This window comes from Singulisphaera acidiphila DSM 18658 (assembly GCF_000242455.2).
Taxonomy (GTDB): Bacteria; Planctomycetota; Planctomycetia; order Isosphaerales; family Isosphaeraceae; genus Singulisphaera; species Singulisphaera acidiphila.
The window spans coordinates 5,965,133-5,979,351 of the sequence record NC_019892.1 but is presented as its reverse complement, the minus strand read 5'-3'; the positions used below and the strand labels follow the sequence as shown (position 1 = coordinate 5,979,351).

The 14,219-nt window shown below is 63.0% G+C and carries 11 protein-coding genes and 1 tRNA gene; 5 read left to right on the top strand and 7 right to left on the bottom strand.

Translation table 11 applies throughout. The annotated features are described in order from the left end of the window. Positions 1 to 82: 82 nt before the first annotated feature. Positions 83 to 1,507, top strand: coding sequence for an IS1380 family transposase (locus SINAC_RS23545; RefSeq protein ID WP_015244773.1), 1,425 nt, complete (start codon positions 83 to 85; stop codon positions 1,505 to 1,507). A gap of 244 nt (positions 1,508 to 1,751) precedes the next feature. Here SINAC_RS23545 and SINAC_RS23535 read toward each other — a convergent pair whose 3' ends face one another. The 4 genes from SINAC_RS23535 to SINAC_RS38185 all read right to left on the bottom strand — a co-directional run bounded on the left by SINAC_RS23535 (position 1,752) and on the right by SINAC_RS38185 (position 5,759). Continuing rightward, positions 1,752 to 2,582, bottom strand: coding sequence for an RluA family pseudouridine synthase (locus SINAC_RS23535; protein WP_015248069.1), 831 nt, complete (start codon positions 2,580 to 2,582; stop codon positions 1,752 to 1,754). 111 nt (positions 2,583 to 2,693) lie between these two features. Next, positions 2,694 to 3,119, bottom strand: a complete 426-nt coding sequence (locus SINAC_RS40170) for a hypothetical protein (protein ID WP_015248068.1) — start codon at positions 3,117 to 3,119, stop codon at positions 2,694 to 2,696. A 273-nt stretch (positions 3,120 to 3,392) separates the two neighbouring features. Next, positions 3,393 to 4,013, bottom strand: a complete 621-nt coding sequence (locus tag SINAC_RS23525; RefSeq protein WP_015248067.1) for a superoxide dismutase — start codon at positions 4,011 to 4,013, stop codon at positions 3,393 to 3,395. Between the two features lie 129 nt (positions 4,014 to 4,142). After that, positions 4,143 to 5,759: a matrixin family metalloprotease gene (locus SINAC_RS38185; RefSeq protein ID WP_015248066.1), complete on the bottom strand. Its 1,617-nt coding sequence runs from the start codon at positions 5,757 to 5,759 to the stop codon at positions 4,143 to 4,145. Positions 5,760 to 6,244: 485 nt separating this feature from the next. Here SINAC_RS38185 and SINAC_RS40825 point away from each other — a divergent pair, with 485 nt between their 5' ends. Next, complete coding sequence (locus SINAC_RS40825) at positions 6,245 to 8,203, top strand: efflux RND transporter periplasmic adaptor subunit (protein ID WP_015248065.1); 1,959 nt, start codon at positions 6,245 to 6,247, stop codon at positions 8,201 to 8,203. Between the two features lie 189 nt (positions 8,204 to 8,392). On the opposite strand, the gene SINAC_RS23510 is transcribed toward SINAC_RS40825, so the two are convergent. Then, positions 8,393 to 8,980, bottom strand: coding sequence for a glutathione peroxidase (locus SINAC_RS23510; RefSeq protein WP_015248064.1), 588 nt, complete (start codon positions 8,978 to 8,980; stop codon positions 8,393 to 8,395). 370 nt (positions 8,981 to 9,350) lie between these two features. On the opposite strand from SINAC_RS23510, the gene SINAC_RS23505 reads away from it, so the two are divergent. Beyond that, positions 9,351 to 10,919: a thiamine phosphate synthase gene (locus tag SINAC_RS23505; protein ID WP_015248063.1), complete on the top strand. Its 1,569-nt coding sequence runs from the start codon at positions 9,351 to 9,353 to the stop codon at positions 10,917 to 10,919. A 2-nt stretch (positions 10,920 to 10,921) separates the two neighbouring features. On the opposite strand, the gene SINAC_RS23500 is transcribed toward SINAC_RS23505, so the two are convergent. Further along, on the bottom strand, positions 10,922 to 11,539 hold the full coding sequence (locus SINAC_RS23500) for a TlpA family protein disulfide reductase (RefSeq protein WP_020466676.1): 618 nt from the start codon (positions 11,537 to 11,539) through the stop codon (positions 10,922 to 10,924). A 391-nt stretch (positions 11,540 to 11,930) separates the two neighbouring features. Here SINAC_RS23500 and SINAC_RS23495 point away from each other — a divergent pair. Continuing rightward, positions 11,931 to 12,001, top strand: a tRNA-Gln gene (locus SINAC_RS23495). A 216-nt stretch (positions 12,002 to 12,217) separates the two neighbouring features. On the opposite strand, the gene SINAC_RS23490 is transcribed toward SINAC_RS23495, so the two are convergent. Further along, positions 12,218 to 13,411 (bottom strand): tetratricopeptide repeat protein, encoded by a 1,194-nt coding sequence (locus SINAC_RS23490; protein ID WP_015248061.1) that lies wholly within the window; start codon positions 13,409 to 13,411, stop codon positions 12,218 to 12,220. A gap of 257 nt (positions 13,412 to 13,668) precedes the next feature. On the opposite strand from SINAC_RS23490, the gene SINAC_RS39115 reads away from it, so the two are divergent. Next, positions 13,669 to 14,133 carry a transposase family protein gene (locus SINAC_RS39115; protein WP_081578343.1) on the top strand — a complete coding sequence of 155 codons (465 nt, stop codon included), beginning with the start codon at positions 13,669 to 13,671 and terminating at the stop codon, positions 14,131 to 14,133. The last annotated feature ends 86 nt before the right edge of the window (positions 14,134 to 14,219 follow it).

The following is a 14,219-nucleotide window of genomic DNA, read 5'->3' as shown; positions in this document are numbered from 1 at the left end:
CACCAGGGATTGAATCGGGCTGCCTTGCGTGTCATAGGTGGAATTGCGACAACCACTTTTGACACCGAACCAAGGCAGCCCGATGGCTACAGAGTGTAACTCGACTTACCTCGACTTTTCCATCCTCGGTCACCGCCAAGTGCTCGCCGATTTTGACGGGGGCGCCATCTCTTCCGACGGCGGTGCACTTCTGCTCCGTCAGATCGAAGCCCGCACCGGGATCATCCGCCAGTTCGCCGCCTGCTTTACCGACCATCGCGATCCTGACCTCGTCGAGCACCCCCTGGAACACCTCCTGGCCCAACGCGTCTATGGTCTGGCCTTGGGCTACGAAGACCTCAACGACCACGACGATCTCCGCTGCGATCCGTTACTGGCCACCGTCGTCGGCAAGACCGATCCCACCGGCCAGGACCGGCCACGGCTCCGCGATCGCGGCAAGCCGCTGGCTGGCAAGAGTACCCTCAACCGCTTGGAACTGACCCCTGTCGGGGCCGACGGACAGAGCCGTTACAAGAAGATCACCTGTCAGACCCATGAGGTCGAACGGCTCTTCGTTACCCTCTTTCTTCAGGCCCACAGCCGACCCCCCGAGCGGATCGTTTTGGACCTCGACGCCACCGACGACACGGTCCATGGCCGCCAACTTGGCCGCTTTTTCCACGGCTACTACAAGGGATACTGCTATCTCCCGCTCTACATCTTCTGCGGCGACCACCTGCTCTGTGCCCGGCTGCGTCCCTCCGACATTGATGCCAGCGCCGGCTCGGTGAAGTCCCTCAAGCGGATCGTCTCGCAGATCCGCCAGGCGTGGCCTCAGGTGAAGATCCTGATCCGCGCCGACAGCGGGTTCTGCCGCGAGGAGATCCTTCGCTGGTGTGAGGACAACGGCGTGGATTACCTGATCGGCCTGGCCAAGAACACCCGGCTGACGGCGGCGATCGCGACGGAATTGGCCCAAGCACGCCAGCAATTCGAGGCGACGAAACAGCCGTCCCGGGTCTTCGCCGAGTTGCGTTATCAAACGCAGAAGACCTGGAGCCGAGAACGTCGGGTGGTGGCCAAGGCCGAGCATCTGGGCAAGGGGGCCAACCCGCGGTTCGTGGTCACGTCGCTCACGGTCGAGGAACGAGCGGCGCCGCCGCTGTACGAGCAAGACTACTGCGGTCGCGGTGAGATGGAGAACCGGATCAAGGAGCAGCAACTCCATCTGTTCGCCGATCGGACCAGTGCCCACACGATGCGTGCCAACCAGATCCGGCTGTTCTTCTCCTCGATCGCCTACGTGTTGCTGGAGGCGTTGCGGCGGCTGGGGCTGGCGGGAACGGCGATGGCCGAGGCGCAGTGCCAAACGATCCGTCTGAAGCTCTTGAAGATCGGGGCGTTGGTGCGGGTGACGGTTCGCAAGGTGTGGGTGAAGTTCTCGAGCGGTTGTCCGTATGCGGAAGTGTTTCGGCGTGTGCACACCAACTTGGCGCGGTCGGGGCCCTTGATCCCGAGGTGCTGAAACGAGGAGACCCAGTCAAATGAGGCGGGAAAGCCCCTCCCTGAGGAGGGGTGAGGATCGGGGTGCGCCCCCGCCTGGGCGCGGGGGCCTGAGGAACCAGGTTCGCGTTGGCGTGAAGAGGTCCGATCAGGTCCACGCCGACGTGATGAGCAAGCGGGAGACCACGCAGGCCGCGGGTGGCGGGGGCGAGCCGTCGAAATCGTCGAGCGATCGGACCCCGAAAGAATAGGGTGAGAAATCCAGGCTAGGCCTCGGGATTCGGCATTTCGGGCAAGACGATCCCCTGCTCCGTCCAGGTGGCCGGCAGCGGCGCGAGCAGGTCGATCGTGGTGCCCAGGATCGGGTGACGGACGCGTAGCGTCCTGGCGTGCAGGGCAATGCCTTGAAGAAAGGGGCGGTTAGAGCCGTAAACCCGATCGCCCAGGATGGCTAGACCGCGGTGGGCCGCCTGGGCCCGAAGCTGATGAGTCCTGCCCGTCTCCGGCCAGAGGCGAAGCCAGCAGCAGTTTTCCGGGAGCATCAAGGCGGGGCTCTTCCGGAATCGGGTGATGGCCTGGCGCGTTCTCGGCGCCTCGGTCTCGACCGAATGAACGACCCCCGAGCCGTCAGGGTCCGTCAGCCAGTCATTCCACTCCCCTTCGTCGCCAAGCGGGGCGGTCGTCCCTTCGACGATCGCCCAGTACTCCTTGCGCGGCTGACGGGCAGCGAACTGGGCTGCCAACCGCCGAGCCGCCTTCAGGGTCTTCGCCCAGAGGATGACCCCTGAGACGGGGCGGTCCAACCGATGCACCGTGCCCAGATACACCGAGGCCGGATCGTCGGGGCAGAGGTAGCGGCGCACCCTCGCCTCGAGCGTCGTTTCCCGCCCTCCGCTCGGTCCCTGCGTCAACTCGCCCCCCGGCTTGACGATCGCCAGGCAATGCGCGTCCTCAAAGAGGATTGTCAGAGACTCATCCATGGCGCAGGCGAACCCACTTGGGGGAATGACATTGTCGTCAACAGACTCGGGCTCAGGCGAGTCTTCGCCGAGTGTCTCGGGCCCATTCCAACCCGCGGCCCCCGGGTCATCACCCATCGAAATCCTGTTTTCCGACCGGATGGCCCGGACCAAACCTCGCGTCGTTACGACCACTCTCGAAGGTGATCGACGCGGTGAACGCGCCCCTTGAAAACGACGGCAACGGACTTATTGAGGAGCAGGGGCCGAACCTGGCAGACCGGCGGAGCCCGGAACCGAGGGAACACCCGGAGTCGCAGCCGACGGAGCCAAAGAGTCGGTTCCCAGCGACGGGGGCGGAGCCAGGGTGGAGGTCCCGGGAGGACCATAGGCATTGTCCGTCGGCGCACCGTATCGGTCGGACGCTCCCGGCGGAGGTGTTCCGAATTGGCTGGCCGAATCTTGCGGCATCCCTGGGGCCGAACCCGGACCGCCTGGCATAGCCCCGAGGCCCGTGTTGGGGTGCGGGTCAGAGCTGAACCCGACGGAGGGCTGGCTCCCTTCACTGGCAAACGGACGCCCGGGGGGAACTTCAGAGCGGAGGTTACGACAACCTGAGACCGTCAGAACCGCCGCGAGGCCGCAACCGGCCAGAGTCAATTTAAGCCGATCCATCGGCGAGTCTCCTCGTTCTTTGGAAGAAAAGGACACGCTTCACGACCGACCCTGAACGGGCCATCGCGTCGCAGCATCGTGCCGAGGCGTCGTGATGTTCCACCGAACGAGGTGTTTGGCAAAGTGGCTAACGGAAACCGGACGCCGCCAAAGAGAGTGATTCCTCCCTTCGGCGCGTCCGGATCATACCGAAATCCAGGTATTGGTCAAGCGATCCGCAACGGACCGGAAAGTCAGGGGCCCGTGCATTCGCCCACCCTGGGCCGGCCTCGGTTACTTGGCCTTGGCTGCGTCGTACCGGCGCCCGATCTCTTCCCAGTTGAGCGTATTCCACCAGGAGGCAAGGTAGTCGGGGCGGCGATTCTGATAGTCGAGGTAGTAGGCGTGCTCCCAGACGTCGACGCCCATGAGCGGGGTCAGCCCTTCCATGATGGGGCTGTCCTGGTTGGCGGTCGAGGTCACAGCAAGCTTGCCGTCCTTGCCCAGGACGAGCCAACCCCAGCCTGAGCCGAACCGAGTGGTTCCCGCCTTGTTGAGTGCCTCTTTGAACGCAGCAAACCCACCGAGTTCGCTGGCGATCGCCTGCCCCAGCGCCCCGGTCGGCTCACCGCCCCCGCCCGGCTTCATGATCTGCCAGAACAAGGAATGGTTGGCATGGCCGCCACCATTGTTGCGGACCGCGGTGCGAATCGCCTCGGGCAGCGCATTGAGATTGGCGATCAACTCCTCAATCGGCTTCCCCTGATGGTCGGGGTGGTCCTTGAGGGCGGCGTTGACGTTGGTGACGTACGCCTGATGATGCTTGTCGTGGTGGAACTGCATGGTCTTGGCGCTGATGTGCGGCTCCAAGGCACCATAGTCATAAGGCAAAGGAGGCAGAGAGTATTCAGCCATGACGTCGCTCCTTGGTTGGATCTGCCCCGAGGCGTTGGGCCTTCAGATCAGAGACGGGACGGTGCGCACCGGGGATTCAAGTTCCGGTGCGCCCACCCTACCATACGCTCAAGGACGGCTTCAATGGGCCTAGCGCCGCGGCCGAACCGGCGCATGCACGACCGGCCGAAGAGGGGGTCGCCGGACCTTGACCGGTGGAGTAACCGCCGCCTTCGCCTTCTGTGCGGAAACGATCAATGAATAGTTCTCATTAACCGTTCCCGTAGCCGAACTGATCTGAACATAGAGCGACGTTCGAGGCCTGAAAACCCGGATCAAAAGCTCCCCGGTACCCGCCGCAAGCTGGTTCCCGAAGCCGTCGAAGATGCGAATGGCCGTACCACCGGCGACAACACGGTAGATGCCCGCCTTGCCGTTCCGAAAGACGAAGTTGTCCAGGTCGCCGGCGGTGTCGAGAGTCAGATTTCCAACCGTGACGGAGCCGGCGACAAGGCCGAGGTTGGTCGCCTGGGCGAACGTGTTGTTCGGCTCGAACCGATCCGGCAACACCGTGGGTCCGATGACCGGGGGCACAACCGGGGGAGGTGTGGTCGTTCCTCCCGGGGGGGACGTCGTGAGTGGCGGCGCGGACGGGTTGTTCGGCTGAGTGCCTCCCGTAAACGCGACCTGAAGGTGATAGGCACCGACCGAGAAGACATCGTTGGTCGCCCCCGTCACGACCACGTAATAGCGCTGGCCGGGCACGATCTGGGCGGTATTCACCGAGACATTGTTGCTCCAGGCCGACGGATTCGCCGCTGCCCCGAGAAGGTTGCCGGAGCTGTCGTAAACACTCAGTTTGGGGCTGAGAAGGCTCACGTTGCCGGCGGCCGCCGTGATCTGCAGAGTCGCTCCCGGAGTGTTAGGGGCGACCACAGTGAAATACTCGGTCGCGCCGATCGAGGCCAGCGAGACATTCCCGACCGTCGTTTGCCGCGTGTTCCCGAGACCGGCCGTCACGTCGATCGCGCTGGACCAGCCCAAACCGAGCCCCTGCGTTTGGTACGCATCCAGGGTCCGGGCCCCGTAGATCGCTTGGATCCCGGCGATGTCCTCAGGCTGAAGCCCGGTCCGAACGCCCTGATAGCTGGCATACATCACGGCATTGGGGTTGAGCGAATGGTCCAGCCCAAGCGCATGGCCGGTCTCATGGAGGAGCACGCTATAGAGGTCGTAGCCCCCCCCTCCCCCGATCGTAAAGTTCTTCGTGGTGTTGATTTCGAGGTCGCCCGCTTCGGTCGTCCCCTGGGGGGGAGGAAAGTAGCCGACGGCGAGGATGGAATCGCTGGCGCTGGAGAAAGCCGCTCCGCCGAGCCGGATATCACCGAAGCGTGGGTCCCCCTGGGACTTGCCATAGGTGCCGAACCCCAGGGCCGAGTCGGCGACCTGGGCGATGTTGATATTGGCCACCGACTCCCAGGTCGCCAAGGCCAAGGCGAACTGCCGCTGCCAGACCCCGTTGCCGAATTTGGCGTTGAAGGTTGCGTTGAGGATGTTCGTGCCGTGATCCCAGAACACGCCGTCGGGTGCGATGCTATACGTGATGTGGCTCGGGTCGACCCAGCTCGTTCCGCTGAGGACGTAGTCGTACCCAACCGTTGCCAGGAGCATTCGCTCCTCAAGGCAGTCCCACTCCAACCGCCTGCGTGACGATTTCCAGCGTCCACCTTCCTCGTGACGCTTCGCCCGATGACGCAACTGCAACATGGTGCCGACTCCAAGATCCTGAATGGCTCGTCAAGAGGCAGGCCGCTCGGCGTGCGGTCCAACAGGAACACCGAGGACCTTTCAAACACAACCCCAGCTCACTCCTTGGCTTAGGTTATCAACCCAAGGACCGCGCGACATGTTCGCTAGACCCCTTTGAAGGCGTCGACTCCAAGAGGGCCGGATCGAGAACACGGCATCAATTGCGGTAAAGCCACAATCCGAAGGTGGCCAGGCCGCTTCCGTTCGTCGCTATTTCTAACGTAGAACGACTTTTTCGATTCTTCCCAAGTGTCCCAATATACCAGCTCAGCGGGACGAACCCAACCGCTTATCTGGCCCGAAGATGGCTTCGATTGACGACTCTGGGAAATGATTGACCGACGACCGAATCAGTCGATAATAGAGTGGACTTGTCGCGGGAAACGCACCGGATCGCCTAGTCCTTTTTCGTGCCCGCGTTTGAGTTTGAGAGGAATTTTTCAATGCCCTCGGATGAGCTTGCTTCCACTCCCCTCGTCATCCCTGATGAGCGTCGGCCATCCTGGCATCGTTGGGCGTTCGCCGCGGTGGTCACCGGAACTGTGGTCGCCGGAAGTTTCGTGGCGTTCGTTCGACCCTCTCGGGTCTGGTCGAAGACGGCTCCTCCCGCGGAAACGGTGGAGGTCGACCGGGGGGACGTGGCCCTGGTCGTGACGGAGAACGGTACGCTCGAGAGCGCCAACAACGCGACGGTTCGTTGCGAAGTCGAGGCTCTGATCGGGCTGACCGGGGGCGCGATGAACAAAGCCCAGGGGGGAGGGGGAGGAGGAGGCCGAGGCGGGGCCGGTGGCCAGCAAGGGGGGGCCGCCGGCGGGGCACCCCAGCAAGCTGCGGCCGCACCCGCCGCGCCTGCGAAATCGGCGATGCAAGGCAAGGGGGCAGCGGCCGCGAAACCCAAGGCCGGTGCCGCCAAAGCCAAGGTGGCAGGGGCCGGCGTGGCCTCGGCGGCTCCGGCTGCCGCACCCGCCGCAGCCGCCGGTGCCACTGCCGACGCCTCGTCCAACGTCATGAAACGGCCCGACATCCGTAGCTTCAGCTACATTGTCGAGCCACACATCCCGCTACGCGGCGCCAAGCCTGTCGCCACCCAGGCGGCCCCCAAGCAGCAACCCAACATGATGATGGGCGGTGGTGGAGGCGGAGGCGGCGGACGAGGAGGAGGAGGCGGCGGTGGCGGAGGCGGCGGTCCGACCGAACTCCCGGGATCGACCCGAATTATCGGGATCATCCCCGAAGGAACCCGCGTCGTCGCTGGCGACCTCGTCTGTGAGCTGGACTCAGCCGCGTTCCGCGACGAACTCCAGGCCCAGCAAATTCGCTACCTCCAGGCCAAGTCCTGGGTCGAGCAGGCGAAGTCGATCCTCGAGGTCAATGAGATTTCCCTCCGTGAGTATCAGGAGGGCATCTATCCCCAAGACGCCCAGTTGATCCGTCAGTACATCACCGGCTGTCAGACCGAGCAGAAACGGGCACGGCTCAACCTGGAGTGGTCGCGTGACGCCGCCAAGAAAGGGTTCCGCGCCAACGCCCAGGTCAAAGCCGACGAGTTGGCCGACCTCCAGGCCTCCTTCATCCTCTCCGAAGCCGAGGGGATGGAGCACCGGCTGAAGAACTTCACCATGCCTCGGATCATGAAAGCCCGCCAGGCAAAAATCGAGGCCATCAAGTCCGACCTCTCCTCTCAAGAATCGGCGTTCGCGCTCGAGACCCAGCGGCTCAAGCGGCTCGAGTTGATGATCGCCAACTGCTCAATGCGTGCCCCTCGGGACGGGATCATCGTCTATGCCAACCAGACGAATAGTTGGGGGCGCGTCGAGGCTCAGATCCAGGAGGGTGTGACCGTCCGTCAGACCCAACCGATCTTCTACGTCCCTGACCCGAAGAACATGCGAGTGAAGGCGCGAATCAACGAATCGAAGACGAGCCTGGTCCACAAAGGGCAGCGCGTCATCATCCGGATCGACGCCTTCCCCAACCGCCCCCTCCAGGGAACCGTCAACGAGATCACCCCCATCCCCGCGCCGGCCAGCATCTCGAACCTTGACGTCCAGGTCTACTACGCGACGGTCAACATCGATTCGGGTGGCTTCGACGAACTTCGCCCCGGCCTGAGCGCCGAGGTCAATTTCCTGATCGAGTCGCGCCGCCAGGTGACCCGCGTCCCCTTGCGGGCGATCCACTGGGTCGGCGACCAGGCCTACTCCGCGCTTGCGAAGAAAAGCACGGCGGAAACGACCCAATGGGAATGGAAGCCGGTCACTCTCGGTGCCGCCGACTCAACCTACGTCGAGGTTGTCTCAGGACTCGAGCCGGGCGACCGTGTCTCCGCCAACCCGAAAACGCTCCCGCCTCCCCCGAAATCGATGGCCGGCTTCGGCCTGGGAGCGTCATCCTCGGGCTGAGCCCAAAAAGGGAGATCGAACCGAGAAGACCAGGCCTTCCACTGCCTCTCGCACCGCCGTCCTACCAGCAACCCATGAAAACGGAAAGGGGTCGAAGCACGAGCTTCGACCCCTTTCCGTTTTCTATTTGATGGCGTTGCTATCGTTCCGAGCCGCAAGAGTCAGGCCGAGCCAGACGTCGAGCTCGAGTCACTTTGCCTCGGCCAGCGCCTTCTCGATCTCACCGATGACCTTGGCGGATTCGGGTGCGTCCTTGGGCAGGAACCGGGCGATCACCTCTCCCTTGCGATTGACCAGGAACTTGGCGAAGTTCCAGGAAATCGGGCCGGCGAACTTCGGGTTCGTCTCCGGCTCGGTGAGGAACTGGTAGACCGGGTGGATGCCTTCCCCGCTCACGACGATCTTGGAGAAGATCGGGAACTTGACATTAAATTTTGAACTGCAGAATGTTTTGATCTCCGCATTCGACCCCGGCTCCTGACGGCCGAACTCGTTGGCCGGAAAGGCAAGAACCTCGAATCCCTGGGCCTTGTACTTCTCGTAGACCGCCTGAAGGCCCTCGTATTGGGGCGTGAATCCGCACTGGCTGGCGGTATTGACGATCAAGAGAACCTCTCCTTTGTATTTGGAGAGATCAACGGGCTTGCCGTCGATGTCGTTAACCTGAAACGAAAGCACCGAGGTGGGTTTTTTGGCAGGCTCGTCGGCGGAGACAGACCAGGTGACCGAGAGCATGGAGAGGGCGACCAACATCAAGGGCATCGTTCGGTCGAACACGGTGGGTTCCTGAAGTTAGAAGGAAAAAAGGGAGGGGTGGGACCGAGTGGCAGAGCGGTGGAGAGTCCGCAATCGCCCGCGCATTGTCTTGGGTTGGAACTCGCAGGACAATGTCCTTATCATGGCAAGAGCCAAACCGGAAATCAAGCGACGGGACGGCCAGAACAAGCACGACGAGACCCTGGCGAGCAAGTCCAGTCCACGATGCGCCCCGGCTTCCTGCAAACCCCGTTGGGAAAGCCGCCGATCGGAAGACGTCAGGCGCGTCGGCGAAACACCAATGCACGTCGCAATCGTTGATGCGCAACACGAGCGTTGTCGCGTTCCGAGCCGCAGCCGACGAGAACAAAACGGATAGGATCAAGGTCCCATGCAGGAAACGTTCACCGAGGGGGCGATTCGAGCCCTCGAGCGGGCAGAAAAGCGGGCTCGTCATCGAGACGCCGAAGCCGTGGAACCGACGGACCTTCTCGCCGCCCTGGTCGACGAACCGGAGAGTCGCGCCGCCGAGATCCTGGCCCAATTCGGGCTCGAACCTTCTCAGGTCTGGTCAGCGCTTGGCGTCGCCGCGCCCCTGACCGAGCCCGAGGAACCGGAACCAGCAGGCGACGTCTTGCCTCAGTCCCCTGCCTTCCGCACAGCAATGAGTGACGCCAAGTACCAGGCGAGAGCCTTCGATCGCGCCCGGCTTGTGGGCACCGAACACCTCCTGGCGGGTCTCGTTGCCGCCCCTGGACCGGCCGCCGACCTCGTCGCGGGGGCCGGAATCGAGCTGGAGAATCTCCTTCGTCACCTCTCACCCGAGTCGGCCGTAGAAACCTCGCCGCTCCCGTTGGACACGGAGATCCCCCCGCTCGAACTGACCGAGCCGGGCCAAGGGGTCGACCTCGGGCGGATCCTGGACGCCTCTGCCAACCGGGCCCGCGAGGGCCTGCGCGTCGTCGAGGACTACGTCCGCTTCGCTCTGGATGACTCGGGCCTCACCCGACGGATCAAAGACGTGCGACATCGCCTGGCCGCAGCCGTTCAAGGCCTGGACCTCGACACCTTGATCGGCTCGCGGGACACCCGTGGCGACGTCGGAACCCACATCATGACGGCCTCGGAGCAGGCCCGCGAAAACCCCCGCGCGGTTTTGACCGCCAATTTCAAACGAACCGCCGAAGCCCTGCGCACCCTGGAAGAATACACCAAGCTCATCGACGTCTGGCTTTCGGGCCGGTTCGAAGTCCTTCGGTACGACGTCTATACCCTGGAAAAGTTGACCCTGACCGCCGCTGGATCGAAGCGATCGCTGGGAGAGGCCCGCCTGATGGTCCTGGTCGGTGGCCTCCCGACCTTGGGCGACCTCACCTGGGTCGTCGGTGAAGCCTTGGCCGGCGGTGCCGACCTGATCCAGCTCCGCGAAAAGGATCTCCCCGACCGCGAATGGCTCCAGCGCGCCCGCGAGGTCCGCATCCTGACCGCGCAGGCCCGAGCCCGTTTCATCCTCAATGATCGCCCCGACCTGGCCCGGCTCGCAGGGGCCGACGGCGTCCACCTCGGCCAGGACGACGTCACCCTCCGCGACGCGCGACGGATCGTCGGCCCCCTCTCCCTGATCGGCGTCTCCACCCACGACCGCCCGCAGCTCGAGCAAGCGATCCTCGCCGGCGCCGGCTATCTGGGCGTCGGCCCCGTTTTCTCCAGCACCACCAAAGACTTCTCCGACCTTGCTGGCCTCGCCTTCGTCCGCCAGGCCGCCGAGACTACGACCCTCCCCTGGTACGCCATCGGGGGCATCCATGAAGAGAACATCGAGCAAGTCCTCGAAGCGGGTGCCAGCCGAGTCGCCGTCAGCTCGGCCGTCGTCCGAGCACCGAGCCCCCGCCGCGCCGCGGCCGCCCTCCGCGCTCGCCTTGAAGCCGTCGGTTCAAACCTGGCATCCGACCTGCCCTGAGATTAGAAGACCTCAAGTTCTTCGCGTCGTCGATTGATCGCGAATCGGGTTTTGCCAAGTGGTTCCCTCTCATCGAGCCACCGTTCCGCCATCTCGGCCAGCCGAGAGAAGGTGTCGGAGCCTGCCCCGTGGGCGATCGCCCCCACATGGCCGTCCTCGTCGATCAACAGATGCAAAGGAAGGTTCGGGGCCGTCGCCCCGAACGTCCGGCACGTTTCCGGCGACGCCAGGTACACCGGCAGACTCGACTTCGCCTGCCCGATCAGCGTGCGGACTCGCCCGGCCGCGTGAGCGTCGACCGCAGCAGCAACCATCGAAAACCCACGTCGGGATCCGAGCTGGCCCCAAACCCGATCGAGCTGAGCGAACTCAGCCGGCGCATTCGACGACCAAAAGGTGATCCAGACCACCCTGCCCCGCAAGCCAACCAGGACAATCGGCTGCGACGTGGCTGCATCGAGCAATCGGAGCGGGGGCACGGCCGCTCCCACCGTCGGCGGCTCGATCGGCGCCTCACCGCCAAACCGCAGCCAGGCCGTCCAGGCCAGGACCACGGTCGTCACCAGCGCCATCAGAGCGCTCGGCCAGTCGATCCCATTTCCGAACCGTTCGCTTCTCACGCGTCCCTGCCCCCGCTTACCTCATGTCTGCTCCACAGTTCAGTCAAGCGTGCCGGCGAGAAGCCAGGCCCCAGATCGCTGTCATACGGCCCCTTCTCATCCCGGACCGAAACGCTCACCTTCCCCCGCTCCCCCCAAAAGCCTCTTGAGCGTACCACCCTTTTATCAGCAGCGTAAGCCTTCCCGGATCCGCCCTCATCCAAGCTTTCGATGATTCAGCGAGCCACGCCCGAGGCAAAGAGCCATCCTCGCGGCCCGGACATCCGACTGAGTCATGGATTCAACGATGGCTCCTTCGAAAATTTTGGCGTTCAACATGCCCTTGCATCGAACGATCCGACTCGGTAGGATAGCCACACATTCGTCACACGGGAGTAATCATCCCGTCGAATGGGGATTAGTGTAACGGTAGCACGACTGCCTCTGGAGCAGTTAGTCTAGGTTCGAATCCTAGATCCCCAGTTTTGTTTGCACTACACACAATATTAAGCGAACTAAGGAGTTACAGCAAAAGCTGCAACTCCTTTTTTTGTTACCAATCCCATTTCTGCCACTTTTGCTCGTCGACCCAGTCCTTGGGGAAGTACAGTCGTCAGCCCAGCGGGGCGTGTCTCTTAATCGGTGAGAGTAGAGACGAAGGGCGTCTTTTATTGACGTGAAGGTTCCCCCGACTGTGGATCAAGGCTGTGTATTCTCCGGCTCCACGTCAGTGAGCGAGCGCATCTCGATCCGCGGATTATCCAGATACTTCAAAGTCGCTTCCGACTGAGGCCCCGGGGCAAGCGCCCGCAGGCTGGTGGTAATGAAAATGTGGTCAGATCGTCCAAGGCCCCCGCGACGGCCCACCACGACCTGCCTCACGACCAACGCCAATTCGTGGGCGCCGGCCAACTGACACCCCTCAGAGGTCTCCAACAGTGCCCCTTCGGGGGCGCGCATCGCTGGCGAGGCCACGATCACAGCCCATGCCTTGAGGCACTCCTGTAGCGCGACGAGGCGCGGGAGTACTTCCGGACCCGCCCCCTGATAAGCTTCCAGGCGGAGTGGGTCGTGTCGACGTGCGCGGGCAAAGCATTCCTCGACCTCGGGGATCTTCGGAAACCGTGGACCTACCTGAATCGTGCCTAATTTGGGGACCTCTTCACCTCGCGCCTCCACGGCCCGCGCGTGCAGACTCAGTCCCAATTCGTAGTGGGCGAACGAATTCTGAGGCCAAACCTTAAGGGCGTCTCGGTATCGGCCGATAGCGCCGTCCTTGTCACCCTTGTCGTACAGCTTGATTCCCCCGCCGACAGCTTCGTTAGCGTCGCGGATCACGCTCTCGGCAACGGAGAGCATTTGATCCAGAGCGTCGTGCATTTGCTTGGGAGTCCCCCGGCTCTGCCGGGCGAGGGCAAGGATCTGCTGGGCGCGAGTCGCTTCGCCGCCGCCAAGCAGCAGACCCGCGTGGGTGTACATCCAAGCCGGGTCACCGGGCCGAACCTCATAGTTGGCCCGCCAGAAGTTCGGATTCCGGGTGATCAGGGCATCGACGTCGACAGCCGGCCATTCCTCCGGCGGTCGGCTGGGGTCGAGTCCTCGGGTGGCCTTCGCGTAATCCTCGGAGAAAGCTCGCAGGCCGGGGAACTTCTTCGGGTCGCTCTTCCCAAGGTTATCGATGATTGAGGCGACGGCCAACCACCCGAACTGGCGAGCCTCAACCAGGTGTTCCGTGGCGGACTTCTTGAGAGGCAGCGCTTCCTGCCCTCGAGCATAGATGGCGGTTGCGGAGACCAGGGCCGCGACGACGAAAAGCAGTCCATGGTTAGTCAGTCCTCCCGCGATCGGGCGAGCCGCTGCACGGTGGAATCGCCGACCGAAACGATGTCGCATGGCTTAACCCTCAGCAAGCGGTATTCTCCGAACGATAAACACCAATTTCCGCAGGCGGTAATCGACTGACATTGTTCGAGTAACGTCGGTTTCCACCGTTGCTCAACTGTAATCAAGTCCGAATGGGAAGCCGCGCTTCGCCACGTGGAGCAGAGAAAGGAGGTTCATCTGGCGGAAGTGTGCGCGAGGGTAGAAACGAGCGGACATGCGGATTCTACTTGGAGTTACGTAAAAGGACTCCAAAGTGAGAGGTCAGCATGTCCACCAGTCTGTTGTACCATCCCTTCGGCGTTCGCGACGATGAGTACACACGCACCGACTACCAGGGAGGCCAGACGATCTTCACGATCCACCAAGCTCCCGAAACCTACCATTGCTCGGCCTGCGGGTCGCCCCAGGTTCATTCGCGCGGTCGAGTCGAGCGTCGCTTCCGCACCGTCCCCCTCGGCAGCCGCCCCACGTTCGTGGTTCTACCCATCCCGCGAGGCGAATGCCAGGCCTGTGTCATAGTCCGCCGCCAGATCAAGATCTCCTTCGCCAACCCACGGCGCAGCTACACCGCGTCCTTCGAGCGATATGCGCGGGAGTTGAGTCGCAGCATGACCATCCGGGATGTGACGTCAGTTGGGACACGATCAAGGACATCCAGAAACGCGACCTGTGCCGACGCTATGCCAAGCTCAAGCTCAAGCACCTGCGACAGATCGCCATCGACGAGTTGACATCAATTCCGGATTGGCGTTGCATTAAGGGCGTTATGCAACACCAATCGGAGGAGCCGGGCCTGTCCACGCAACCATCCAACTAA

Coding starts and splice junctions, on each gene's coding strand:
- SINAC_RS38185 (WP_015248066.1), bottom strand. CDS start 5,759: ATGTTGCAGTTGCGTCATCGGGCGAAGCGTCACGAGGAAGGTGGACGC.
- SINAC_RS40825 (WP_015248065.1), top strand. CDS start 6,245: ATGCCCTCGGATGAGCTTGCTTCCACTCCCCTCGTCATCCCTGATGAG.
- SINAC_RS23545 (WP_015244773.1), top strand. CDS start 83: ATGGCTACAGAGTGTAACTCGACTTACCTCGACTTTTCCATCCTCGGT.
- SINAC_RS23490 (WP_015248061.1), bottom strand. CDS start 13,411: ATGCGACATCGTTTCGGTCGGCGATTCCACCGTGCAGCGGCTCGCCCG.
- SINAC_RS23535 (WP_015248069.1), bottom strand. CDS start 2,582: ATGGGTGATGACCCGGGGGCCGCGGGTTGGAATGGGCCCGAGACACTC.
- SINAC_RS23505 (WP_015248063.1), top strand. CDS start 9,351: ATGCAGGAAACGTTCACCGAGGGGGCGATTCGAGCCCTCGAGCGGGCA.
- SINAC_RS40170 (WP_015248068.1), bottom strand. CDS start 3,119: ATGGATCGGCTTAAATTGACTCTGGCCGGTTGCGGCCTCGCGGCGGTT.
- SINAC_RS39115 (WP_081578343.1), top strand. CDS start 13,669: ATGTCCACCAGTCTGTTGTACCATCCCTTCGGCGTTCGCGACGATGAG.
- SINAC_RS23525 (WP_015248067.1), bottom strand. CDS start 4,013: ATGGCTGAATACTCTCTGCCTCCTTTGCCTTATGACTATGGTGCCTTG.